Raw genomic sequence first — 24,188 nt, 5'->3', positions numbered from 1 at the left:
TCCTATGTCCGGAGAACTTAGAGAGGCGGTCGCGCGGCGTCAAGACTCCGGATCGGTGGCGGTCGCGCGGATGGATCCGGTCGCGGCGGTGGCGGTGATCCGGAGCGGGGCGGTGCCGGTGGGGCGGACGCGCATGATTTCCGCGGCCACGGGGGCGGCCAGGTGGGTGCGCAGCGTTCGGCGCAGGCCGCGGGCGCCGTAGACCGGGTCGAAGCCTTCGACGGCGAGGAAGTGGACGGCGGAGTCGGCTACCTGGAGGTCGACGCCTCGGCGGCGCAGCCTCGTGCGCAGCAGGTCGGTTTCCAGGCGGGCGACTTGTTCGACGGTGGTGCGGTCCAGTTCGTCGAAGATCACCGTTTCGTCGATGCGGTTCAGGAATTCCGGGTCGAAGAACGACTGCAGGGCTTTGTCGACGACGGTGCGGCGGGTGTGGCCGCGGTCCAGGAGCGAGCGCCAGCGGGAGCCGCGACGGCGGGCCAGTTCTTTGGAGCCCAGGTTCGAGGTGAGGAAGACGAAGCTGTTGCGGAAGGAGATCTTTTCCTGACCGTTCGCGAGACGCAGGATTCCGTTGTCCAGTACGCCCAGGAGAGCGCGCAGGACGTTGGGGTGGGCCTTTTCGACTTCGTCGAACAGGACGATTCCGGGGGTGTACGGGTCACCCTCCACTGTGGATCGGTCGAAGACGGTGAAGGCTTCTTTGCTTCCGGCGTATCCGGGCGGGGCGCCGTTGAAGGAGGCGGCATAGTGTTCTTGGGCGAGGGAGTTCATGTCCACTCGGCACAGGTCGTCCGGGCCGGATCGCAGGGCGGCGGCGACTTGGCGGACCAGTTCGGTTTTGCCTACGCCGGTGGGGCCCAGGAGCAGTACTGTCGCGGGTGGACGGTCGGGTTCCGTCGCGCCCGCGCGGGCCAGGGTGATGGCTCGGACGACGGCGTCGATGGCAGGTTCTTGGCCTAGGACGCGGCTGCGCAGGCGTTGCGCTAAAGCGTCGGGGGTGTCCGGAGTGGACGGAACGGGCGCGGCGGCCGGAGCGGCTGGCTGCCGGTTCCGGTTCTGGTCGTGGTACCTGTCGGTGATGAACGGCATGGTGTCCTTTCCCTGAACCGAAAACCGGCAGCCAGCGAGAATCAGGCCTGTTTGGTCTTCTCGACCGGCAGCTCGCCCACCGGGCATTCGGCGACGCCGACGGTGCTGCGCGTGAGGGCTTCGACGTTCTCCTGAGCCTTCTGCGCGTCGGTGACCCACGTGCGGTAGAACTCGAACGGGCAGTCCGCGACGCCCTTGTCACCGTCACCGGCCGCGTGCACGCCCGAGTAACCGCGGTGCAGCAGCTTGAAGAGGTGGTTCTGTGACTGGTCGTACTCGCGTGCGTCGCGAATCGCCGAAAGCGACAGCTGGGCGAATTGGATGCCGTATTCCTCCTCGCCGGTTTCGCCGAGCGTCCGGCCGTCGAAGCCGATGATCGAGGAGTGCCCGAAATACGAGTACACGCCGTCGAATCCGGCCGCGTTGGCGACCGCGACGTAGCAGTTGTTGGCCCAGGCCATGGCTTTCGCCATCAGCACCTGCTGGTCCTTCGCCGGGTACATGTAGCCCTGGCAGCGGACGATCAGCTCGGCGCCCTTCATCGCGCAATCCCGCCAGATTTCCGGGTAATTGCCGTCGTCGCAGATGATCAGCGAGATCTTCAGGCCCTTCGGACCGTCCGTGACGTACGTCTGGTCGCCCGGGTACCAGCCCTCGATCGGGCACCACGGCAGGATTTTCCGGTACTTCTGCACGATCTCGCCGTGGTTGTCGATCAGCACCAAGGTGTTGTACGGCGGCTTGTTCGGGTGGTCCTCGTGCTGTTCGCCGGTGATCGAGAAAACGCCCCAGGTGTCGGCCTCGCGGCAGGCGGCGGAGAAGATCGCGGTCTCCTCGCCGGGGACGGTCGCGGCGGTGTCGTACATTTCCTGCTCGTCGTACATGATTCCCTGCGTCGAGTACTCGGGGAACACGACGAGGTCCATTCCGGGCAGGCCGCTCTTCATGCCGACCACCATGTCGGCGATCTTGCGCGCGTTGTCCAGCACCTCGGCTTTCGAATGCAGCCGCGGCATCTTGTAGTTCACGACCGCGATGCCGACCGTGTCCGGGCTCGAGGAAATGTCACCGTGTCGCATGGGATTTCTCCTTCTGATGGGATGGTCAGGCCGCGGCCGCCGCGCGGTCGCGGACGGAGCGGGGCTGGCCGCGGAACCCGAGCACCGCGGCGAGGGCGACGAGCAGGACGGCGACCGCTGCCGCGATGAGCGCGGCGGCCCCGGTGGAGCGGTAGCCGCCGGTGAGCGCGAGGAACGCGGGCAGCGTGCAGGTCGGCTGGCTCAACAGGACAGTCGTCCAGCCGGTGAACCGGGTCAGCTCCTCGCGGCCGAGCCCGAGCACGAGGAAGAACAGGCCCCACAGCAGAGCCCAGGAAAGCCAGATGACGCCGAACACCGGATCGTGCTGCCGCCAGAACGCGATGCCGGCGTAGACGATCGCGGCGCCCGCGACGAACAGCGAGAACCAGCCGATGCCCTCGGGTTCGAGCCCGGCGAGATTCGCGATGCCGACGTACAGATAGGTGAAGCCGAACAGGAACAGCCCGGACGCGTCGAGGATCGCTTCGGAATCCCCGTGCGCCTGGACGATCAGCACCGTCGGCGTCACGCACTGCAGCCCGCCCACGAACAGATTCAGCGCGGCGGCCGACCGGGCGGGCACTCGCCCGAGCAGCATCAGCCCGTTGACCAGCAGTACCGCCCCGACGTAGAGCAGGCCGACGTTGTTCATCGCACGCTCCTCAGTTGGTACCAGATGAAATACTGTCAAGTGAAAATAAATGGCCGGCGGGCGGCCGTCAAGACCGGGGCGGGACGGGTCAGAGCCGGGTGATCGGATCGAAGTCGCAGCCGCTCGCGGCGGCGAGGTGCACGTGCTGCGCGGCTTGCTGGCCGTGGAATTCGACGGTGCCGCGCGGCCCGTCGTAGGCGACGCCGTCGATGGCGGCGTTCAGTGCGCGCATGTCCGGAGTGCCCGCGCGGCGGGCGAGTTCGGCGAGCGTATGCAAGCCCTCGTAACAGGATTCGGCCGCGTTGTTGAGCGGCGGCGCGGCCGGGCCGTGCAGGCGGACGTAGCGGCCGAGCAGGTCCATCGCGTCCGCGGTGACGAGGGAACGGAAGTACGCGGCGGAGGCGAAGAGGTTGCGGGTCGCCTCGGCTCCGCTGGCGAGCAGCATGTTTTCTTCCATCAGCGGGCTGAAGCGCAGCATCTGCTCGTGGAGGCCGCGCGCGGCGAACTGGCGGTTGAATCGCACCGCGTCTTGTCCGACGAACAGCATGAGAACGCCGTCGCACGCGGAAGTTTCGACCCGGCGGACAAGCCGTGCCATGTCGCCGGAACCGAGTCCGACGAACGCTTCGCCGGCGATCTGGAGATCGAGTTCCCTTGCGTAGCGCCGGATCGCGTCCGCGGAACCGCGCGGCCACACGTAATCGTCGCCCGCCACGAACCAGCTGCGCGCGCCGCAGTTGTCGCGCAGCCACCGCAACGCGGGCTGGATCTGCACGCGCGGGACTTCGCCGGAACAGTAGATGCCAGAACGGCTTTCGCCGCCTTCGTAGAGCGACGTGTACACGTACGGCACGCGGTCGGCGAGGACCGGCGCGAGCGCGTTGCGGACTGAGGAAATGTGCCAACCGGTGACCGCGTCGATCTCGCCCGCGTCGACCAGGCGGCGCACGGACGACGCGACCTGCGAGGGAGGCGCGCCGCCGTCGACGACTTCCAGCGTCACCTCGCGGCCGAGGATTCCGCCCGCGTCGTTGAGTTCCCGGACCGCGAGTTCGCTGATCGCCTCGCACGAAGGCCCGAAAAGGCCCGCCGGTCCCTGCAGCGGGACGACCAGCGCGACGCGCAACGCGCTCGCGCGGCTGGCGACTCCGAGTCCCATGCCGGCTCCGGGCTTCTTTGCCGGTTGACTTGCTTCCATTTGGAAGTCTTACAATGCGGAGGCATTTGCGCAAGGGCGGGAACGAGGGCGGGCGGATGAGGCAGGCACAGGCGGCCGAGGCGTCGTTGATCCGCGCCCTCACCCGCACCGCACGCGCGGTCACTCTGCGGATCGAGCCGCTGCTCAAGGAAGAGGGGCTGTCCCTCGACGGCTGGCTGGTGCTCGACGCGCTCGCCGGGGGCGACGGCCTCACGATGACCGAACTCGCCGGGCATACGCTGGTCACTGGGCCGACGCTGACCCGCGTGGTCGACCGGTTGGTGACCACTGCGGCGGCGTATCGCGAGGTGGACGCGGAGGATCGGCGGCGGGTTCGGGTGTATCTCGCGCCTCGCGGACGCAGTGCGCATCAGCGGGCCACGGCGAAGCTGGGCGAGCTGGAGAAAGAGCTGGATCCGGCGGGGAGTGTGCTGGCGGCTCTCGTGAGTGTTGATCCCGGTTAGAACCGTGATTGCCGCGCACGAGGGTGGCGGGCTGGGCTCGTGCGTGGCAGTGCCGGTTAGAACCGGCTTTGCCACTCACGACGACGCTGGCCCAGCACCTTGATCAGCTCGTCTTTGCGTTCGGCCACCTCGGCGTGGCTGCCCATGATCCCCACCGCGGCGACAGTTCGGCCGTCCTCGACCACGGAGACTGACACGCCGTCCGCCTCGGTCGAAGCGCTGGGCGCGGCGACCAAGCCCTCAGCGCGGATCCGCGTCAGGTCCTGTACGAAACGCTCGACCAGCTCGGCGTCCGCGGGCGGCAACGCGCCGATCTGCGGCCACAGATCGCGGTTTTCCATGGCTGCCAACAAGATCCAGCCAGTGGACGTGCGGATCGGCGAACGGCGCACGAAACCTTCGGCGAGGTAGGCGTAGCGCGGGTCGTGCGAGGCGTAGTCGACGTAATAAAGGTCGCTGCCCACCATGATCGCCAGCACCGCGGTCATCCCGGTTTCCTCGTGCAGCGCTTCGAGATCCTCGTGCGACACCGTCGTCACGGTGGGGCGGCCGACGAGGCGGACGAGCAGGAACGGGGCCGGGCCGAGGGAGTAGCGGCGGTCGTGTTCGTCGAGGTAGCCGGTGGCGACGAGGCCGTTGACCAGGCCCTGGATCGAGCTCATCGGCGCGTCGAGCTCGCGCGCGAACTCGGTGAGCGTGACCCCGTTCCGGGAGCGCGCGGCCCGCTCCAGGATGGTCGACACCCGGTCGATCATCCGGTGGTGCGGCCTCGGGCGGCCGTCCGGCGTGGGGTGCGTCGGCATCGGTGCTTTCTCTCCTCGGGTGATCGGGAACTCTACCCGGACCTGCGGGTTGCGTAAATACGTATTTTGATGCCAGTATGCGTAGCGAGGAGGTGCGCTCGTGAGCATGCCACTGGACGGTGTCGTCGTCGCGGATTTCAGCCGGGTGCTGGCCGGGCCGCTGGCGTGCGTGAACCTGGCCGACCTCGGGGCGACGGTGATCAAGGTCGAGCGGCCCGGTTCCGGGGACGACACCCGCGGCTGGGGACCGCCGTGGACCGGAAACTCCAGCTCGTACTTCGAATGCGCGAACCGGTCCAAGCAGTCCGTGGTGCTCGACCTCGGCGATCCGGACGACCTGGTCTTGGCGCGCGAACTCGCGCAACGCGCCGACGTGCTCGTGGAGAACTTCCGGTCGGGCGCGCTGGGGCGGCGCGGGCTCGACTACGAATCCGTCCGCGTGGGTAATCCCGGCATTGTGTACTGCTCGGTTTCCGGCTTCGGCGGCGACGCGGACCTGCCCGGCTACGACTTCCTCGTGCAGGCGATGGGCGGCCTGATGAGCATCACCGGCACCGACGAACCGGCGAAGGTCGGCGTCGCGCTCGTCGACGTGCTCGCCGCGAAGGACGCCACCATCGGCATTCTCGCCGCGTTGCGAGCCCGCGAGCAGACCGGGCGAGGGCAGCGGGTCGAGGTGAATCTGCTGTCCAGTTTGCTCGGTTCGATGGCCAACCAGGCTTCGTCATATCTCACGACCGGACGTGCGCCGGGCCGGATGGGCAACTCGCATCCGTCGATCGCGCCGTACGAAACGTTGCGCTGCAAGGACGATGTGCTCGCGCTGGCTTGCGGCAACGACGGGCAGTTCCGTCGGCTGGCCGGGGTGCTGGGCGTTCCGGAACTGGCCGACGACGAGCGGTTCGCGACGAATGCCGAGCGCGTCCGCAATCGTCCGGAGTTGCGAGCTGTGCTCGAAAAGCAACTCGGCACCGACACGGTGGTCGCGTGGGCGGCGAGGCTGACCGAGGTCGGCGTGCCCGCCGGTCCAGTCGGCGATCTCGCGGACGGGTTCAAGCTCGCGGAATCGCTCGGTCTCGCACCCACCGTGCCGGTCGGCGACTCGCCGCCCCAGGTCCGCCACCCGATCGGCTATTCGGACACGCCGGTCGCCCGCTACACCGCCCCGCCCCGGCTGGGGCAGCACAGCGACGAGATTCGCCGCTGGCTCGCAGAGGAGAAGAAATGAGCGCCACGAAGTCCCTGCCGCCGCTGGATCCCCGCGACCCCGCCGGGCTCGGCGACCTGTTCACCGAAGACGAGAAGGCGATCGCGGCCGCGGTCCGCCGGGTCTGCTCCGAGCGGATCGACCCGTACGTCGGCGACTGGTTCGAGCGCGGCGAGCTGCCCGACGTCCGCGGTCTGGCCAAGGACCTGGGGTCGCTCGGGGTGCTCGGCATGCACCTGGAGGGCTACGGCTGCGCGGGGATGTCGGCGACCGAGTACGGCCTCGCGTGCCTGGAGCTGGAGGCGAGCGACTCGGGCATCCGCTCGCTGGTGTCGGTGCAGGGCTCGCTCGCGATGTTCGCGATCTGGAAGTGGGGTTCGGAGGAGCAGAAGCAGCAGTGGCTGCCGTCGATGGCGGCGGGCGAGGCGATCGGCTGCTTCGGGCTGACCGAACCGGACGCCGGATCGGACCCGGGCAGCATGCGCACCCGCGCGCGGCGCGACGGCGACGACTGGGTGCTCGACGGCCGGAAGATGTGGATTACCAACGGAAGCGTTGCCGACGTCGCCGTGGTGTGGGCGCAGACCGACAAGGGCGTGCGCGGTTTCGTGGTGCCCACCGACACGCCGGGCTTCTCGGCACCGGAGATCAAGCACAAGCTGTCGTTGCGCGCATCCATCACCAGCGAACTTGTTCTCGACGGCGTGCGGCTGCCCGCGGACGCGGTGCTCCCGGAGGTCACCGGGCTGAAGGGACCGTTGAGCTGTCTCAACGAAGCCCGCTTCGGCATTGTCTGGGGTTCGGTCGGCGCGGCGCGTTCTTGCTTGCAGGCGGCGATGTCCTACGCGGAGGACCGCACGCAGTTCGGGAAGCCGATCTCCGCGTTCCAGCTGACGCAGCAGAAACTTGTCGACATGACGCTCGAGTACACGAAGGCGTTGCTGCTCGCGATCCACTTGGGACGGCGCAAGGACGCCGGGGTGCTGCGGCCGGAACAGGTCAGCCTCGGCAAGCTGAACAACGTCCGCGAGGCGATCGAGATCTGCCGCACCGCTCGTACGATCCTCGGCGCGAACGGGATTTCGCTGGAGTACCCGGTGATCCGGCACATGAACAACCTCGAATCGGTGCTCACTTACGAGGGCACTGTCGAGATGCACACGCTGGTGGTCGGTCAGGCGATCACCGGGCAGTCCGCTTTCCGCTGAGGTTTCCGGCGAGGGACGGCCATGGCCGCCAGCGCGGCGGCCGCGGCGAGCATGCCGAGCCCGGCGAGCGTCCAGCCGAGGAAGCCGAACGTCAGCACCAGCGGGACCAGCACGATCGGCCCGGTGATGCGCGCGAGCGCGGTGCTGGTGGCGAACAGCGCTTGGTATTGGCCCTGATGTCCTTCGGGGGCAAGGCTGAACGCGAGGTGCCAGGCACCGGCGGAGGCGGTCGTTTCGGCGACGGTGAGCAGGAGCGCGCCCACTAGCGCCAGGACCACGGGGTGCTCGGAAGCGCCGAGCGAGCCGAAGACGGAACAGGCGGCGATCAGGAAGATTCCGGCCACGGCGAGGGACCGGCGGGCCGTGCGGGCGTCGCGGACCTGTCGGCTGATCGGCAGCTGGAGGAGTACGACGAGGACGGTGTTGGCCAGCAGCACCACGGCGGAAGTCCATTGTGGAGCTGCGCTGCGCGTGACTATCCACAGTGGAAGGGTGACGCTGAGGATCGGCATGGTCAGCTGGGTGATCGCGGCCAGCAGTGTCAGGGTGACGTAGCGGCGGTCGCGCAAGGCTGGCCAGCCGGTTTGGCGTTCGGTGGGTGCGTCCGGTCCGGCGTGCAGATACAAAGCGGTGGCGAAGATGAACAATCCGGCGTCGACGAGGAAAACAGTGACCACGTTGGTTCCGGCGGCCAGGACGAGCGCGCCCAGTCCGGAGCCCGCGCCGATGCCGATGTTGACGGCGGTGTGCAGCAATGCGCGGGCCCGGACGCGGCCTTCGGGAGCCACGACGGTGGCGACGACGGCTTGGCGGCCCGCCGCGAGCGCGCTCTGCCCGCAGGCGAAGAGCGCGCACGCGGCGATGTATAGCGGAACAGTGTGCGCGACGGCGAACAGCAGCAGGCCCGCGACCGCGGCGACGGTCGCCGCGGCGAGTGCCCGGCGGGCGCCGATCCGGTCCAGCAGCGTCCCGAACGGAACGGTGGTGGTCAGGCTCGTCGCGGCGCCGAGCGAGAGCCCGAGCGCCACGATTCCCGCCGGCAGGCCGACCCGGGTGGTGAAGTGGACGGCGGACACGGCCAGCACCGCGCCGTCGCCCGCCGAGGTCAGGGCTTGTGCGGTGGCGAGCCGCCGGATCGCCGTGCGCGCGCTGGTCATGCCGGGCTGACCGACCAGCAGCGGGTCGACACGCCGACCGTGTTCCACATGTTGATCGCGGTGATGAGCGCGATCACCGCCGACGCGCCTTCCTCGCCGAGCGCCTTGACGGCGTCGGAAACGGTCGACTCGGGCACGTGCGTTTCGGAGAGACGGGTGACGTCCTCGGTGAGCGCGAACGCGGCCCGCTCGGCCGCGGTGAACAGGCCCGATTCCGCCCAGACCGCGAGCGCGTCGACCCGCTGAGCCGTGACGCCTTCCTTGCGCGCGGCCTGCGAGTGCATGTCGACGCAGTACGCGCAGCCGTTGATCTGGGAGGCGCGGAGGCGGACTAGTTCGCGCAGGCCCGGCTCGATGCCGGCGTGGTCGAGCTGCTGGGTCGCGGCGTCGTCCAAAGTGCTCATCGCACGGGAGAAAATCGGGGCCAGTGCGTCGAAATCGAGGCGCTGGGGGATCGGGACCAGAGTGGGGTTCGTCGTTGTCATGGACCTAGATTAGGTCGCCAATGGACCGAGTTCCCGGCCAATCTGTCGCTAGGAACTCAGTCCATTTGCCAGCGCGTCGGCGGCCAGGGTGAGGGCGCGGGCGGCCCGGGCGGACGACACCGCGCCGTAGCCGATGACGACCCCGGCGCGGTCCGGATTGCCGCCGGGCGCGCGGTAGTCGGCGAGTCCTTCGATGGCGACGCCGAACTGGCGCGCGGCGGCGAGGGTGCGTTCTTCGGTGGCCGCGTTCGGGAGTTCGACCAGGCATTGGAGACCGGCGGCGAGACCGCCCGGCCGCAGGTCTGGCGAGCGTTCGGCGAGGAGTTGGGCGAACAGCTCGCGGCGGGTCCGGAAGGTGGCCCGGCGCCGGCGGACGGCGCGGTCGTACTCGTGGGAGTCGAGGAAGCGCGCGAGGACCTGCTGGTGCAGCCCGCTGGGCGTGACGCCGCTGAGGGTGCGCTGGCGGAGCAGTTCGGGGAAAAGCTCGGGCGGGGCCACCGCCCACGCGACGCCGACGGCCGGGGCGAGGGCTTTGCTCGACGTGCCCAGGTAGACGACCCGATCCGGCGCGAGGGCCTGGAGCGCGCCGATGCTGCGGCGGTCGTAGCGGAACTCGCCGTCGTAGTCGTCCTCCAGGATCAGCGCGTCGCGGGCGTTCGCCCATTCGACCGCGGCCCGGCGGCGTTCCGGGGAAAGCGGCACTCCGGTGGGGAATTGGTGGGCCGGGGTGAGGAAGACCGCGTCCGCCCGGGTGTCCGCGAGGTCGGCGCCGTCGGAGTCGACCGGGATCGCGACGATCTCCAGTCCGGACTCGGCGATGATGCGCCGGTGCCGTTCGTGCCCGAACTCCTCGACGGCGATCCGCTTGCCGCCGCGCGCGCGAATGCTTCGGCAGGTCAACGAAAGCAGATCGCCGAAGCCGCTGCCGATCAGGACTTCCGCCGCGGTGACCGCCACGCCGCGCGTCCGGGCGAGGTACCCGGCGAGGGTGTCGCGGAGTTCGGTCGCTCCTTCTGGCGGGGCGTAAGCGAATGCGGAGACCGGCATTTCCGACAGCGCTCGCCGGGTTTGCGCGCTCCATTGGCTGCGCGGGAAATCTCCCGCGTCGGCGAGACCGCCGCGAAGCTCGTACTCCGGCGGCGATTGTCGTTGGGCTGCAACTGGTTGTGTCTGCCGAGGGAAGCCAGCGATCCACGTTCCGGCTCCGACGCGGCTCTCCAGCCAGCCTTCGGCGGCGAGCCGCGAGTAGACCTCGGAAACAGTGCTGCGGGCGATGCCGAGATCGGTGGCGAGTGCGCGGGAGGCGGGCAGGCGGGTGCCTACCGGAAGGCGACCGTCGACGACCGCCGCGCGCAGGGCGGTTTCGAGCGCGTGCGCGGGCGGGTGGTGGAGACGGGCAGGTAGAGGTCGAGACCCTCGGCCACCGATGCGCGCTTCATGGCCGGACTCTAGCCTGGCGCGTCCACAGTGGGCGGACGTCAGCTGAGCAGGGCTTCGATTTCGCGGTACCGCGCGGGGGAGACCGTCTTTCGTCCGGCGGCCGCGGCCAACGGGACGGTGCCGAGATCGGTGCCGCGCAGCGCGACCATGACCCCGGACTCGCCCGCGTGCACCGCGTCAGCCGCGCGGAGGCCGAATCGGGTGCCAAGTTCGCGGTCAGCGGCGGTCGGCCGTCCGCCGTCCTGGCTTACCGCGACCGCGCGGGCTTCCTTGCCGGTGTGCCGGGAAATCTCCTCGGACAGCCACGCGGCGACGCCGTTCGGCACCGGGGATCCTTGCGGGAGCGCGCCTTCGGCGATCACGACGATCGGGGCTCGGCCGCGTTCGAACCGGCGCGTCACCCGCGCCAGCACCTGGTCGAGGTCGAACGGGTGCTCCGGCCCGACGATCACGTCCGCGCCGCCCGCCAGCCCGGCGTGCAGGGCGATCCAGCCGGAATCCCGGCCGGAGACCTCGACGACCAGCGCGCGCTCGTGCGATTCGGCCGTGGTGCGGCACCGGTCGAGCGCGTCGGCGGCGATCTGCACCGCGGTGTCGAAGCCGAAGGTCGCGTCGGTCGCCATGACGTCGTTGCGGATCGTCGCGGGAACGACGACGACCTGGACTCCGTCGGCGGCGAGTTTCGCTGCCCCCGCAACGGCATCCTCTCCGCCGAGCACGACCAGCGCGTCGAGACCGTGCAGCGAATCGCCCGGCTTGACCGGGCCGTGCGAGGAGCCGAGAAGCGGACGGTTCCGGGTCAAGGTCTCGTCGATTTCACGCGGCCCGATCGGCACGGTGCGGTTCTCCCGCAGCCCTGCCCACCCGTCCCGGATGCCGACGATTTCCCAGCCGTACACCTGAATGCCTTTGCGAGCGAAGGCCCGGACCACCGCGTTCGATCCGGGGCAGTCGAGGTCGCCGGTCAGCATGCCGATCCGCATGCGGCGAGAGTGGCATGACTGAATCGATGAAGCAAGCGGGATGCGGAAACGCCCGGCAGGTTCCACCCGGCCGGGCGTTTCCGTTCTCTTTAGTGGACTTTCGCGGGGATTACCGTCGCGGACCGGGGTCGCTGAAGCTGGGACGGCCGGTCTCGTTGTGCCCGGCGAACCGGCGCAGGTAGCCCGGCGCGGCCGGGTCGGTCAGCGAGATGTCGAACCAACCGAACGCGGACGCCGTTTCGCACGGGACCCGCCGGGTTTCGCCGGGGCCGAGCACGATCGTCCGGGCGGCACTGCGGCTGTAGTCGTTGCGCAGCTTGAGTTTCCGGCGCTGGCGGCCCGGGTTCGTGACGGTCAGCGTCAGCAGCGGAGCACCGTAGTTGTTGGTGGACACCGAAACCTCGGGTTCGGTGGTGTCCGCCGTGGTGCCGGTGAACTGGGCGAGGTAACCGTTCGCGCCGGTCACGCGAAGGTCGTAGTTGCCGTGCTCGTCGGTGCCCGGCGCGCCTTCCCAGATGTCGCTGACGGTGTCGTGCGCGGCGACCGTGTAGCGGCGGGGCGAATCGCCGTGCGCGTAAACGTAGAAGTACGCGCCCGCGGTGCCGTTGTTGGTGAACTGCACCGAAATCGAGTGCCCGTCGCGCTTCCCGGCGACCTCGGAGGTGAACCGGTACGGCAGCGCCCGCGCGGGGCGGACGCCCGGCTCCTGCGTCGGCATCGTCTGCGGCAGCTTCACCGAGAACGGCTGGTTCTTGCTGGGCAGCGGGGTCGGCGTCGGCGTCGCGACCGGTTTGGTCTGCGGGCGGGAGAAGTCGAACGCCGAGGTGAGGTCGCCGCAGACGGAACGGCGCCACGCGCTGATGTTCGGCTCCGCCACCCCGAACCGGGCTTCGAGGAAGCGCAGCACCGAGGTGTGGTCGAAGGTTTCCGAGCAGACCCAGCCGCCGCGCGACCACGGCGACACGACGAGCATCGGCACGCGGGAACCGAGCCCCGCCGGGTGCTTGCCGGTCAGCGGGACGCCGGCCGGTCCGCCGCCGGTGCCCTTCGGGAGCTTGTCGAAGTCGAGCGTCTCGTCGGGGAGGCTCGCCGCGAGCGACCGGGAGACGAGACCGTCCGTGCCCGGCTTGTTGACCAGCGGCGGCATCGGCGGGACGACGTGGTCGAAGAGGCCGTCGTTCTCGTCGTAGTTGATGAAGAAGACGGTCTTGCTCCACACCTCGGGGTTGGAGACGAGCGCGTCGAGGACGAGGTTCAGGTAGTACGCGCCGTCGCTGGCGGACGCGGCGGCGTGCTCGCTGTACTTGTACGGCGGGACGATCCACGTGACCTGCGGCAAGGTGCCTGCCTGCACGTCGGCGCGGAACTCCTTGAGCGTGTGCATCGAAACGCCCTGCTCGACCAGCGGCCCGGACGCGCCTTCCTGGCGGTGGTACTTCGCGAAGAACTCGAGCGAGTTGTCCGTGTAGTTGTCCGTCGGCTCGCCGGGAATGCCGCTGCCGCCCTGGTAAAGCTTCCAGCTCACGCCCGCCTGCTGCAGGCGCTCGGGATAGGTCGTCCAGCTGTAGCCGTTGGTGTCCGGCCGCTCCCAGAGCCCAGGCCCGTTCTGCTTGCTGCCAAGGCGGTTCTGCGTGTCGATGGTGCCGGACCACAGAAGGATCCGGTTCGGTGCGGTGTCCGCCGGGACGGAGCAGTGGTAGGCGTCGCAGATGGTGAACGCCTCGGCGAGCGCGTAGTGATACGGCAGCTCGGACCGCTGCTGGTAGGTCATGGTGAACACGTCCTGCTTCTCGTTCACCCAGCCGTCGTAGCGCCCGCCGTTCCAGAGCGGCTCGCCACTGCCCCAGCCGTGGTGCGTGCCGGCGATGTGCTCGCTGGTGCGCAGCGCGTCGAGCGGGAACGGCAGCACGTACTCGGCGTCGTTGGGCAGCCCGCGCCCGTTGTATCCGGCAGTGCGCACCTTCGCCGGCGGCTGGTAGAACACCGGCCGCCCGTTGGGCAGCAAGTGCGGCCGGGGGTCGCCGTAGCCGCGCACGCCGCGCATGGTGCCGAAGTAGTGGTCGAAGGACCGGTTCTCCTGCATGAGGACGACGACGTGCTCGACGTCCTCGATCGTGCCCGACCGGCGGGCCGGTTCGACCGCGAGAGCCTTCCCGATAGACCCGGGCAGCAGCCCGCCGGCCGCCGCGCCGGCCAGCGAAGCCCCCGCCATGCCGAGAAAATTCCGGCGACTCGTACCCGCCATGGTTCGTTCCTCCACGTGTTCGCGGCGAGACAACGGTCACCCGGATTTACCGGCCGCCGCCCGCCCGGGTGAGAGCATGAACGAGGAGAGTGTCCCGGATCTGGCGCGCGGGTGAATACTTCCGCCGGGGGAAACTGAGGCCAGACTTGAAGCAAGACTGGCAAAAGGACGCAAGCTCGGCAGGTGAAACCAGGCGGCCGCACAAGGATGGACGAAGTGACGACGTTGCGAGCCGACCTGACCGCGTTGTTCGAGGCCGCCGGGCTGACCGACGTCGAGGTCGATGCGGCGGTCGCGGACGAGCATGTCCGCTCCGCCGCTTACCGTCGCGTTATCTCAGCGAGCGGCGGGGCGGATCGGCGGGAGCTGGCCGCGGTGCTGGTGCGGGATCCGGAACCGCTGACGGCCAAAACGGCGGTGGTGGAGCTGGTCGACCACCTCGCGGGGGAGACCGCCGATCCGGCGGAGTTCCTTCGGCGGGCGGCGGAAATCGCCGAGGAGGCGGGCCGGCTCGCACCAGCGAAGGACCGCGAGTTCGTCCGGCAGCGGGTGCGGGATTGGGAATTGTGGCTGGAGACCGAAAACGGCGGGGTCTTGGACGTCGCCGACCTGGAATCGGCGAGCGACTGGATGCAGCGGCGGCTGGCCGACTTCTCCGCTTCGCAGCAGGTGCTGGCATTGCTGGCTGAGCACGGCCGCACCAAGCGGATCCGGAACACCGCAGCCTCCCAGAAACCCACGACGCCCTAACCCCGACGAAGCTGGCGGCGCATCGCTGACGACGGTCACTCAGAGGGACAGGCTTCGGCTTCCTCGACCAGTTCGACTAGCTCCGCGATGTTCTGGCGGGCGCCCTCGTGGCCCGGATACCACTTTTCGACCTCGGCTGGCAGCTTCTCCCGGATCACCTTCATGATCTCGGCGCCCTGCTCCGCGCCGTAGCTGCTCAGGGCGATGAACGCGTAACCCCCGGCCACGAACTCGCGCAGGTCCGCGGCCAGCGCCTGATCCTCGACCTCGTCGGCGATGAACTCGAGAACCTGAAGGAGCATGCCGCGAGAGGGATTCCAGTCGAGGAACCCCAGGTCGCGTTTGCCGCGAGGGTCGATGATGAACACGGCAGACACGGGTCACCTCATGAGCTTCTGGACGTGCCGGGGGCCTCTTCGGCTTGCGCTCAGGAGACCGTTCTCCCCGGATGTTCCCAAAAATCACGAACGGCCTGCCAATGAATATCATCGACAGGCCGGGTGACCAGAACAAACACTGTGGGCGATACTGGGATCGAACCAGTGACCTCTTCGGTGTGAACGAAGCGCTCTCCCCCTGAGCTAATCGCCCGTTGTGCAACGCACCAGCCTGGGGTGGACTGGAGTGCGCGATACTGGGATTGAACCAGTGACCTCTTCCGTGTCAGGGAAGCGCTCTCCCGCTGAGCTAATCGCGCTTGCTGCTGTGCAACGTGTCGTAAACATTAGCGGACGCCTCGGCGACGCCTGACAGGGGGCCCGGTTTCGCCGGCCGCGCTGGTCACTGTCCTGCGTGGACAGTCATGCGCACGCCTTCGGCCAGCCGGTACGGGCGGGTGTCGACGATGGCGCCCAGCAGGCGGCGCAGGCGCGATACCTCGGCGCGGACGGTGACGAGGTGTTCGGCGTCTCCGTAGAGGGCGTGGCTCAGCGCGACCGCGGACAGGCCGTCGCGGCCGGCCTTCTCCAGGCGGACCAGGATTTCCGCGTGTCGTTTGGTGATCGGGCGGCGCCAGCCGGTGTCGCCTGCTTGCAGGCTGAGCAGGGGAGCGGGCGTGAGGTCCAGGTCGAGGCGGACGGTCCGGGCGGTGTCGGCGGGGCGGACGAGCCAGCCGTCGGCGATGGGTTCGGGGAGGCAGGCTCCGAGGCCGGGGACGGCGACGACCTGGCCGGTTTGGGGGGCGGCGATGCGTTCGCCCGCGGAGACGCCGACGCTGTGCGCGACCCAGCCGTCCTCGTCCACGACCAGGGCGGGGCCGGAGGACAGGACAGGTTCAGCCATTTGGCGCAGTCGTTCGAGGCGTTGGCGGTGCGTGCGCCACAGTTCGGATTCGGCCAGCCGTTTGCCGGTTTCGACCAGTGCGCCGATCGCCGGATGCAGGGTCAGGGCGGGGCCGCTGATGTCGATGACGCCCAGCAGTTCGCCGGTGCGCGGGTCGTGGATCGGCGAGGCGGTGCAGTACCACGGGTGCTGGTTCTGCTCGAAGTGTTCGCCGGCGAGCAGTTCGATGGGCGCGGCTTCGGCGAGCGCGGTGCCGATCGCGTTGGTGCCGACGCGGGCTTCGGTCCATTCGGAGCCTTCGGTGAAGCCCAGCGTGTCCGCTTTGCGCCGGACGGCGGACGAGCCTTCGCGCCACAGGATGATGCCGTCCGCGTCGGTGACTACCAGGAGCATGTGCGCCGAATCGGACGTCGCGCCGACGACCTGGCGGAGGTCTTCGATGACGTGCCGCAGCGGCGAGCCGTGCCTGCGGCGTTCGACCTCGTCGCCGGGCACCGAATCGCGGGCGTTCATCCCGTCGGCGGTGAGGCCGAGGCTCAGCACGCGGGACCAGGAGCGCGAGACGAGCGGGCGCGGCGGCACGGCGGGGCGGCTGCCGCCGATGACGGCTTCGTGCATGCGGACGAGGTCGCGGGCGTGGGTGGGCAGGTTGCGGCCCGGAGGCACCGCACTGTGCACCACCACAGTCACCTCCCGCACCGTCGCGTTAGCCGCCCAGCATAGGTGACCTGCGCCGATGTTTCCATGCAGCGGGCGCGTGCAACTCGCTGCAACCCTTGCCGCGCCCGTCGCCCGGGGAGTGTGATCGGCGCTACACCACGACAGCGACGTCCGAGGAGTAGCGATGACACAGACAGTCGACCGGATCGCGGAGGCGAGTACGCCGCAGGCCCGGGTCGAGGACTGGCTGGCCCGGTTCGAGGCCGCGCTGACCGCCCGCGACGTCGAGGCCGCCGCGGCGTTGTTCGCCGTCGATTCCTACTGGCGCGACTTGGTTTCGTTCACCTGGAACCTCAAGACCGTCGAGGGCCGGGACGGCGTCGCGGGCTTGCTCGGCGGCTGTCTGGAAGCGACTGATCCGAGCGGATTCCGCACCAGCGAACCCGCCACTGAAAGCGACGGCGTCACCGAGGCGTGGATCGAGTTCGAGACCGCCGCCGGACGCGCGAAAGGGCATTTGCGGCTGAAGGAAGAGGGCGCGTGGACGCTGCTCACCAGCCTGCGCGAGCTGAAGGGTTTCGAGGAGTCGCAGCGGGAACGGCGGCCCAAGGGCGTCGAGCACGGCGTGGTGCGCGGCCGCCGGTCGTGGGCGGAGAAACGGGCCGAGGAGCAGGAGACGCTCGGCTACGGCCAGCAGCCCTACGTCGTCGTGATCGGCGGCGGGCAGGGCGGGATCGCGCTCGGCGCCCGGCTGCGCCAGCTCGGCGTGCCCTCGCTGGTGGTGGAGCGCAACGACCGGCCCGGCGATTCGTGGCGCAAGCGGTACAAGAACCTCTGCCTGCACGACCCGGTCTGGTACGACCACCTGCCCTACCTGCCGTTCCCGGAGAACTGGCCGGTGTTCGCGCCGAAGGACAAGATCGCGGACTGGCTGGAGATGTACACGCGCTTGATGGAGGTGCCGTACTGGACGCGCTCGGCGGTCACCTCCGCGGTGTGGGATGACGACGCGAAGCAGTGGCATGTCAAGGTGGACCGTGACGGCGAAGAAGTGGTTCTGACGCCGAAGCACGTGGTGTTCGCGACCGGGATGTCCGGCAAGCCGAATCTGCCGTCGTTCCCCGGAATGGACGAGTTCGAGGGCGACCAGCACCACTCGTCGCAGCACCCCGGGCCGGACGCGTACGCGGGCAAGAAGGCGGTCGTCGTCGGCTCGAACAACTCGGCGCACGACATCTGCGCGGCGCTGTGGGAGCACGGCGCGGACGTGACGATGGTGCAGCGCTCGTCCACGCACATCGTGAAGTCGGATTCGCTGATGGACCTCGGCCTCGGCGACCTGTACTCGGAGCGCGCGCTGGCCGCGGGCGTCACCACCGAGAAGGCCGACCTGATCTTCGCGTCGATCCCGTACCGGATCATGCCGGAGTTCCAGATCCCGGTGTACCAAGCGATCCGCGAGCGCGACGCGGACTTCTACGCCCGGCTCGAGGCGGCGGGCTTCAAACACGACTGGGGCGACGACGGTTCCGGCCTGTTCATGAAGTACCTGCGCCGCGGCTCCGGCTACTACATCGACGTCGGCGCTTCGGAGCTCGTCGCCGACGGCAGCATCAAGCTCGCGCACGGCCAGGTCGACCACCTGACCGCGAACTCGGTGATGCTGGCGGACGGCACCGAGCTGGAAGCCGACGTGGTCGTGTACGCGACCGGCTACGGCTCGATGAACGGCTGGGTCGCCGACCTGGTCGGGCAGGAAACCGCGGACCGGGTCGGCAAATGCTGGGGCCTCGGCTCGGAAACGACCAAGGACCCGGGCCCGTGGGAGGGCGAGCAGCGCAACATGTGGAAGCCCACCCAGCAGGAGGGTTTGTGGTTCCACGGCGGGAATCTGCACCAGTCCCGGCATTACTCGCTGTATCTGGCGCTGCAGCTGAAGGCGCGGTTCGAAGGCCTTGAGACGCCGGTGTACGGGCTGCAGGACGTGCATCACCTGTCTTGACGTTGTTGGGAAACCCGGTGGCTGCCTTGGCGGTCACCGGGTTTTTTCTTGCAGGCCGGCCAGGACGATGCGCATTCCCTCGGCGAACTCGGTTTCCGGATCGCTCACCGTGGCGGCCTCCGCGATTTCGAGGAGCCCGGCGAACTGGTCTTGATGCAGTTCCGCGATCCGGTCGGCGGTCTCGGCTTCGTCCGCGTCGCGCGACAGCGGACCGGCCAGTTCGGCCTGGGCGCAGCCGATGACGAAAGCGGAAACCGTGCGGAAGGCAACCAGCAGCTCGGCTCCGGAGCGTCCGCTGCGGGCGAGTGCGCGAACCAGGGCCTCGGCCGGCCGGAGCGTTGTCAGGTCGAAGCTGCGGCGGGTCAGGATCAGCGGGATGGCGTGCGGATGCGCCCGCACCGCCCGCCACATTCCCTCGGCGACCGCGTGCACGTCGGCGACCCAGTCGTCGGACGGATCCGGCCAGGTCGCTTCTGCCATCACCGCTTCCGTGACGAGCTGCTCCAGCCCGTCCCGGCCGTCGACGTAGTTGTAGATCGTCATCGGACCGGTGCCCAGTTCGGCCGCGAGGCTGCGCATCGTCAGGCCGTCCAGGCCGGCGGCGTCGACCAGCGCGAGCGCGGCGGCCTGCAGCCGGTCGCGCGTGAACTTCCGCGGTGCGGGCATGATTCTCCTTGATTAAGTACAAGGTACGTGTTTAACTAGGTTCACGTACAACGTACTTGAAGGGAGGACCATGCGCACCAGCTTCCGTTCCGGCCGTGACCAGTGCGCGGCCTGGCTCACGCTCCCGGACGGGCCGGGCCCGCATCCGGCGGTCGTGCTCGTGCACGGCGGCGGCGCGACGCACGAGATGATGCTCGGCCAGTACGAAACCTGGTTCTCCGCAGCGGGTTTCGCCGTGCTGGCGTTCGATTTCCGGCACCTCGGCGAGTCCGGCGGGCAGCCCCGGCAGCTGGTCAGCCAGCGCCGGTACGCGGAGGACGTCGACGCGGCCCTGGCATTCGCCCGCGGGCGGCCGGAGATCGACGCCAGCCGGATCGCCTTGTGGGGAACGTCGTTCGGCTCCAGTCACGTGCTCGCCGCGGCGGCACGGCATCCGTCGCTGGCCGCGGCGGTCGTGCAGTGTCCGGTGTTCAGCGGCCGGGCCGTCGTGGCGCGGGCCGGGCTGCGGCACCTCGCGCGGTTCACCGGGCCGATCGTCTCCGACCTGCTGCGGTCCGTCTTGCGTCTGCCGCGCCGGTACGTTCCGCTGGTCGGCCGCCCCGGCGAGCTGGCGTTCGTGAATCAGCCCGGCGCGCTGGAAGGCTGGGAATCGGTCACGCCAACCGGCTGCCGGTTCGACAACCGGATCACCGCCGCGTCCGGGTTGGGCATGGTGTTCTACCACGCCGCCGCGCAGGCCTCGCGCGTCCGATGTCCGTTGCTGATCTGCGCTTGCGACCACGAGAACCTCATCGACCCGTCGATCGCCGCTCGCGTGGCCGAGGACGCGCCGCGCGCGGTGCTGAAGCATTACGACGCGGATCACTTCACGGTTTACCATCCGCCTGTGGTCGACAAGGTCGTCGCGGATCAGCTCGACTTCCTCGCCGTCCACCTGACCAGTGAGGACGAGCGATGACGCGTATTCACGACCTGCTCCGCACCGCCTCCGCGGACGCCGTCGGCTGGACCGCCGGTTCGCGTGACCTCCGGTTTTCCGAGATGGACGCGTGGTCGGACCGGATCGCCGCCGACTTCCTGCGGCGGGGCGTGCGGCGCGGCGACCGGATCGCGGTCAACGGGCGCACGACACCGGAATGGCTGGCGGTGTACTTCGCCGCCGCGAAAATCGGCGCGGTGGTGGTGGGGTTGAGCCCGCGATACCGGGAAACCGAATTCGCGCACATCCTCACCGATTCCGGCGCGCGGCTCGTGGTGACCGAGCCGTCGGCGGGCGACGTCGATTTCCTTGCCCTGCTGGAAAACCTCGAACTGCCCGGTGTCTCCTTCGTGACGTTCGCCGAGCTGGGTTCGGCGGAGCCCGATGAAGCGCTGGCTGCTGCTTCGGCGGCGGTCGAAGACGACGACCCGGTGATGATCATCTACACCTCCGGCACCACCGGCCGCCCCAAAGGCGCGACGCTGACCCATCGCGGCCAGCTGGCGTCCGCCGCCGCGGAAGCCGACCACCTCCAGCTGAGCCCCGCCGATGTGCTGCCGGTGGCCGTTCCGCTGAATCACGTCAGCGGCATCACCTGCTGCATCCTGTCCGCTTTGGTCGCGGGCAGCCGGACGGTGCTGCTGCCGTCCTTCGACGCCGGTGCCGCCGCAGATCTGTTCCGGACCGCCGGGCTGACGATGTGGGTCGGCGTGCCGACAATGCACACCCTGCTGCTGAATCACGAACGTTTCGCCGGCGTCGACACGTCCGCGATCCGCGTAGTGGTCACCGGCGGCGCGAACGCGGAACCGGCTCTGCTGCAACGCCTTACGGCTGCGTTCCCGAAGGCGACCGTGATGAATCTGTACGGGCTGAGCGAGGTTTCCGGCGCGGTCGTGATGACGCCGTGGGGTGCCAGCACAGAAGCGACCGAACGCTCTATCGGCGTTCCTTTCCCGGGCGTGGAAGCAAAAATCGCCTCTCCGACGGGAGAAGCGCTGCCCGTTGGCGAAACCGGCGAGCTACTGTTCCGCACGCCGTCGATCATGGCTGGCTACCACAATCTGCCGACGGAAACCTCGGCGGCGGTCGACGCGGACGGCTGGCTGCACACCGGCGATATGGCCCGCGCGGACGAGGAGGGTTATCTGACGTTGCACGGCCGCGCCAAGGACATGTTCGTCCAAGGCGGCTTCAATATTTATCCGATCGAGGTGGAGAACGTTCTGGCCGGGCATCCCGGGGTGCTGATGGCGGCCGGGGTCGGCGTTCCCGACCCGGTGCTGGGCGAGATCGGCCGGTATTACGTTGTCCCAGCACAGGATTCGACGGTCACCGAAGCGGAGTTGAAGGAGTTCTGCGCGGGAAAGGTCGCCGACTACAAGGTCCCGCGCCAGATCGTGCTCCGGCCTGCTCTGCCGCTGACGCCGTCCGGAAAGGTGCAGAAGGCGGCCCTGCGTGCGGAAAGCTAGGCGTTGGCCGTGACTGCTTCTTGAATCACTCGGGCGGCGTCGGCGAACGCGCCGGGATTCGGCCCGGCGTAGTTGAGTCGGATGAAACGTCCAGTGGGTTCGGCGGGGAACCATTCGTCGCCGGGACCGATGATGACACCGGCGGTTTCGCAGTCGCGGACGACGCGGGTCAGGTCGACCGTTGCGGGGAGCCGGGCCCAGAGGTTGAGCCCGCCCTGGGGCACGGATTCCACGTGTACCGCGGGTGCGTGGTCGCGGAGTCCGGTGAGCAGCAGGTCCCGGCGGGTTTTGAGCTGGTGCCGGACCCGGCGCAGGTGGGTGCGCCACGCGGGCTGGGTCACGACGTCGAGCGCGACGGTCTGCAGCACTGTGCTGACGTACATCGACTCCGCCAGCGTATCGACGAGAATCCGGTCGCGCGCCGGGCCGCGGGCGATCAGGGCGGCGACTCGGATCGCGGGGGAGACGCTCTTGGTGAGCGAGCGGAGGTAGACCACGTGGCCGTCGTCGTCGCGTCCGGCGAGCAGTTGTGGTTCCGCGGTGATGCCGAAATCGTGCGCGGAATCGTCCTCGATCAGGAACGCTCCGTGCTGCCGAACAGTGTCGAGGACGCGGCCGGCCAAATCAGGAGACCACAGCGCGCCGGTCGGGCTGGCGAAACTGGGTTGCGCGTAGAAGGCCCGCGCGCCGGTTTGCTCGAACGTCCTGGCCAGTTCGTCGGGATCCGGTCCGTGAGGGCCGCTCGGCACCGGCACGACCGCGACTCCCGCTTTCTTCGCCGCGAGGATCGCTCCCCAGTACGTCGGCGATTCCAGCAGCAGCGGCTGTCCCGGCCCGACCAGCGCGCGGAACGCGGTGACCAGGCCGCTCTGGCTGCCCGGCGTGATCACGACGTCCCGAGGCGTCACCGGGGCGATCCCGGCCAGCGTCACCGCGCGGAGTTCCGCGGCGAACCAGGCCTGCAGTTCGGGAACGCCCGCCGTCGGCGGCCGTCCCACCAGCGCGGCCGTGCGGGCGGCCCGGGCGAACGCACTCCGGACGAGACGTTCCGGCAGCAGTTCGGGGTCGGGGTAGCCGGAATGAAGCGCTACTGAGTTAGTGGAGGCCGGTTGCAGTGACGCGGGTTGTTTGAGCAGACCGTGCCCCGGGCTTCCGAGCGCTGCCGTCTGCCAGCTGTAGTCGCCGGACCCGGTAGTCGGCGCGGCTCGGACGAAGGTGCCGACGCCCGGCAGACTCTCCACCAGCCCTTGGGAAGACAGGCTGCGCAGTGCTTTCTGGACAGTCACCGGACTGGCCGAATACCGCGCGACCAGCTCCCGCGACGACGGCAGCTTCGCTCCGGCCGGTGCGGTGCTGATCCACTCGCGCAGTGTCGAAGCGATCCGGGAGCTGCTATCGTCGGACATGAAACTGAAGGATAGCGCTACTCTTCCGGTGGCACCGGCGCTACCCCGGGCCGGTCTCTGGTGGGGCCTGCTCGGTGTCGTGGCCTTCTCGTTCACGATGCCGTTCACCCGGCTCGCCGTGGAAAACGGCGGACTCTCGGCGATGTTCATCGGCTCGGCCCGCGCAGTGGTCGCTGCGGTGCTCGCGACCGTCGCGCTGGCGGTCACCAAACAACGCCTCCCGCGCGGCACCCAATGGTTCCGTCTCGCCGTCGTCGCGGGCGGAGTGGTGATCGGCTTCCCGCTGCTGACCTCCTACGCCCTCACCACCGCCTCCGCCAGCCACGGCGCCGTCGTCATCGCGCTACTCCCCGCCGCGACCGCCGTAGTAGCGGTCCTCCGCACGCGCGAACGTCCGCCCGCGACTTTCTGGGCCCTGGCTGCGGTCGGTGCCGTCGCCGCGATCGGCTTCGCAGTCCTGCAAGGCGGTGGACTCAGCGGAGTGCAGTGGTCGGACGCGCTCTTCTTCGGTGCCGTACTGGCCGCCGCTGTCGGCTACGCAGAGGGCGGTTTGCTCGCGCGGGAATTGGGTGCGTGGCAAACCGTTTCGTGGGCGCTCGTGGTCGCGTCGCCGTTGATGGTTGGGCTGACCGTCGTGTCGATGGCGAGCCACCCTCCACATGCGACAGTGGGCGAGTGGGCCGCCTTCGCGTATTTGGCGGTGGTGAGCATGTATCTGGGCTTCTTCGCGTGGTACCGGGGCCTGGGGCTGGGGCCGATGACTCAGGTCAGCCAGGTGCAGTTGGTACAGCCGGTGCTGAATCTGTTGTGGGCAGCGGTATTCCTGGGCGAAGAGCTGACCTGGCAGACCATCCTGGGCGGGATGGCGGTGGTGGCGTGCGCGGGAAGCGCGGTGCGGGTCCGGACTGCTCGGCCTCCGGTGCAGACGGCGGTCGAGGGTGTGAAGTGATCTCGACTGCCGCGCA

General features: G+C 69.1%; 22 protein-coding genes and 2 tRNA genes. 8 read left to right on the top strand and 16 right to left on the bottom strand.

Translation table 11 applies throughout. The features are described from left to right. Window positions 1-39: 39 nt before the first annotated feature. From ACWDNU_RS27610 to ACWDNU_RS27595, 4 genes are all read right to left on the bottom strand, one after another. Window positions 40-1,086 (bottom strand): AAA family ATPase, encoded by a 1,047-nt coding sequence (locus ACWDNU_RS27610; RefSeq protein ID WP_449671030.1) that lies wholly within the window; start codon window positions 1,084-1,086, stop codon window positions 40-42. A gap of 41 nt (window positions 1,087-1,127) precedes the next feature. After that, entirely contained in the window at window positions 1,128-2,165 is a 1,038-nt protein-coding gene (locus ACWDNU_RS27605) for an aliphatic amidase (RefSeq protein ID WP_370935322.1), read from the bottom strand. Between the two features lie 25 nt (window positions 2,166-2,190). Next, window positions 2,191-2,817 carry an AmiS/UreI family transporter gene (locus ACWDNU_RS27600; protein WP_449671029.1) on the bottom strand — a complete coding sequence of 209 codons (627 nt, stop codon included), beginning with the start codon at window positions 2,815-2,817 and terminating at the stop codon, window positions 2,191-2,193. A gap of 88 nt (window positions 2,818-2,905) precedes the next feature. After that, on the bottom strand, window positions 2,906-3,976 hold the full coding sequence (locus ACWDNU_RS27595) for a substrate-binding domain-containing protein (RefSeq protein ID WP_449671028.1): 1,071 nt from the start codon (window positions 3,974-3,976) through the stop codon (window positions 2,906-2,908). 95 nt (window positions 3,977-4,071) lie between these two features. Between ACWDNU_RS27595 and ACWDNU_RS27590 the strand changes: the two genes are divergently transcribed. Next, on the top strand, window positions 4,072-4,479 hold the full coding sequence (locus ACWDNU_RS27590) for a MarR family winged helix-turn-helix transcriptional regulator (RefSeq protein ID WP_449671027.1): 408 nt from the start codon (window positions 4,072-4,074) through the stop codon (window positions 4,477-4,479). Between the two features lie 56 nt (window positions 4,480-4,535). Here the strand turns inward: ACWDNU_RS27590 and ACWDNU_RS27585 are convergent, their stop codons facing one another. Next, window positions 4,536-5,282 carry a helix-turn-helix domain-containing protein gene (locus ACWDNU_RS27585; RefSeq protein WP_449671026.1) on the bottom strand — a complete coding sequence of 249 codons (747 nt, stop codon included), beginning with the start codon at window positions 5,280-5,282 and terminating at the stop codon, window positions 4,536-4,538. A gap of 106 nt (window positions 5,283-5,388) precedes the next feature. Between ACWDNU_RS27585 and ACWDNU_RS27580 the strand changes: the two genes are divergently transcribed. Both ACWDNU_RS27580 and ACWDNU_RS27575 read left to right on the top strand, forming a co-directional pair. Beyond that, window positions 5,389-6,510, top strand: a complete 1,122-nt coding sequence (locus ACWDNU_RS27580) for a CaiB/BaiF CoA transferase family protein (protein ID WP_449671037.1) — start codon at window positions 5,389-5,391, stop codon at window positions 6,508-6,510. Continuing rightward, a complete protein-coding gene (locus tag ACWDNU_RS27575) occupies window positions 6,507-7,697 on the top strand; it encodes an acyl-CoA dehydrogenase family protein (protein ID WP_370935327.1) in 1,191 nt (396 codons plus the stop codon). The genes ACWDNU_RS27580 and ACWDNU_RS27575 overlap by 4 nt, the downstream gene beginning before the upstream one ends. Here the strand turns inward: ACWDNU_RS27575 and ACWDNU_RS27570 are convergent. From ACWDNU_RS27570 to ACWDNU_RS27550, 5 genes are all read right to left on the bottom strand, one after another. Beyond that, entirely contained in the window at window positions 7,664-8,854 is a 1,191-nt protein-coding gene (locus tag ACWDNU_RS27570; protein WP_449671025.1) for an MFS transporter, read from the bottom strand. The genes ACWDNU_RS27575 and ACWDNU_RS27570 overlap by 34 nt on opposite strands. Further along, a complete protein-coding gene (locus ACWDNU_RS27565) occupies window positions 8,851-9,339 on the bottom strand; it encodes a carboxymuconolactone decarboxylase family protein (RefSeq protein ID WP_449671024.1) in 489 nt (162 codons plus the stop codon). The genes ACWDNU_RS27570 and ACWDNU_RS27565 overlap by 4 nt, the downstream gene beginning before the upstream one ends. A gap of 48 nt (window positions 9,340-9,387) precedes the next feature. After that, window positions 9,388-10,650 (bottom strand): MocR-like pyridoxine biosynthesis transcription factor PdxR, encoded by a 1,263-nt coding sequence (pdxR, locus tag ACWDNU_RS27560; protein WP_449671036.1) that lies wholly within the window; start codon window positions 10,648-10,650, stop codon window positions 9,388-9,390. A 167-nt stretch (window positions 10,651-10,817) separates the two neighbouring features. Next, complete coding sequence (locus ACWDNU_RS27555) at window positions 10,818-11,762, bottom strand: ATP-dependent 6-phosphofructokinase (protein WP_370935331.1); 945 nt, start codon at window positions 11,760-11,762, stop codon at window positions 10,818-10,820. Window positions 11,763-11,871: 109 nt separating this feature from the next. Further along, window positions 11,872-14,007: a phosphocholine-specific phospholipase C gene (locus ACWDNU_RS27550; protein WP_449671023.1), complete on the bottom strand. Its 2,136-nt coding sequence runs from the start codon at window positions 14,005-14,007 to the stop codon at window positions 11,872-11,874. Between the two features lie 207 nt (window positions 14,008-14,214). Here ACWDNU_RS27550 and ACWDNU_RS27545 point away from each other — a divergent pair, with 207 nt between their 5' ends. Continuing rightward, window positions 14,215-14,757: a hypothetical protein gene (locus tag ACWDNU_RS27545; RefSeq protein ID WP_449671022.1), complete on the top strand. Its 543-nt coding sequence runs from the start codon at window positions 14,215-14,217 to the stop codon at window positions 14,755-14,757. Between the two features lie 35 nt (window positions 14,758-14,792). Here ACWDNU_RS27545 and ACWDNU_RS27540 read toward each other — a convergent pair whose 3' ends face one another. The 4 genes from ACWDNU_RS27540 to ACWDNU_RS27525 form a co-directional block, all read right to left on the bottom strand. Beyond that, complete coding sequence (locus ACWDNU_RS27540) at window positions 14,793-15,134, bottom strand: hypothetical protein (protein WP_449671021.1); 342 nt, start codon at window positions 15,132-15,134, stop codon at window positions 14,793-14,795. Window positions 15,135-15,276: 142 nt separating this feature from the next. Further along, window positions 15,277-15,348 (bottom strand) — tRNA-Val (locus ACWDNU_RS27535). 34 nt (window positions 15,349-15,382) lie between these two features. Then, a tRNA-Val gene (locus ACWDNU_RS27530) sits at window positions 15,383-15,454 on the bottom strand. Between the two features lie 83 nt (window positions 15,455-15,537). Next, window positions 15,538-16,728, bottom strand: coding sequence for a transcriptional regulator (locus ACWDNU_RS27525; RefSeq protein WP_449671020.1), 1,191 nt, complete (start codon window positions 16,726-16,728; stop codon window positions 15,538-15,540). Between the two features lie 154 nt (window positions 16,729-16,882). Here ACWDNU_RS27525 and ACWDNU_RS27520 point away from each other — a divergent pair, with 154 nt between their 5' ends. Next, entirely contained in the window at window positions 16,883-18,700 is a 1,818-nt protein-coding gene (locus tag ACWDNU_RS27520; protein ID WP_449671019.1) for an NAD(P)-binding domain-containing protein, read from the top strand. 33 nt (window positions 18,701-18,733) lie between these two features. Here ACWDNU_RS27520 and ACWDNU_RS27515 read toward each other — a convergent pair whose 3' ends face one another. Beyond that, a complete protein-coding gene (locus ACWDNU_RS27515) occupies window positions 18,734-19,366 on the bottom strand; it encodes a TetR/AcrR family transcriptional regulator C-terminal domain-containing protein (RefSeq protein WP_449671018.1) in 633 nt (210 codons plus the stop codon). Window positions 19,367-19,436: 70 nt separating this feature from the next. Between ACWDNU_RS27515 and ACWDNU_RS27510 the strand changes: the two genes are divergently transcribed. Together ACWDNU_RS27510 and ACWDNU_RS27505 are read left to right on the top strand one after the other, a co-directional pair. Then, a complete protein-coding gene (locus ACWDNU_RS27510) occupies window positions 19,437-20,324 on the top strand; it encodes an alpha/beta hydrolase (RefSeq protein ID WP_449671017.1) in 888 nt (295 codons plus the stop codon). After that, window positions 20,321-21,817, top strand: a complete 1,497-nt coding sequence (locus ACWDNU_RS27505) for a class I adenylate-forming enzyme family protein (protein WP_449671016.1) — start codon at window positions 20,321-20,323, stop codon at window positions 21,815-21,817. The genes ACWDNU_RS27510 and ACWDNU_RS27505 overlap by 4 nt, the downstream gene beginning before the upstream one ends. On the opposite strand, the gene ACWDNU_RS27500 is transcribed toward ACWDNU_RS27505, so the two are convergent. Continuing rightward, window positions 21,814-23,223, bottom strand: a complete 1,410-nt coding sequence (locus tag ACWDNU_RS27500; protein WP_449671015.1) for an aminotransferase-like domain-containing protein — start codon at window positions 23,221-23,223, stop codon at window positions 21,814-21,816. The two genes, ACWDNU_RS27505 and ACWDNU_RS27500, sit on opposite strands and share 4 nt — an antisense overlap. On the opposite strand from ACWDNU_RS27500, the gene ACWDNU_RS27495 reads away from it, so the two are divergent. Next, a complete protein-coding gene (locus tag ACWDNU_RS27495) occupies window positions 23,222-24,172 on the top strand; it encodes a DMT family transporter (protein ID WP_449671014.1) in 951 nt (316 codons plus the stop codon). The two genes, ACWDNU_RS27500 and ACWDNU_RS27495, sit on opposite strands and share 2 nt — an antisense overlap. Window positions 24,173-24,188 lie beyond the last annotated feature (16 nt).

This window comes from Amycolatopsis sp. NPDC003676 (assembly GCF_053587275.1).
Note: the sequence above shows the minus strand (reverse complement) of the source record. Positions and strands in the feature narration are given on the sequence as shown.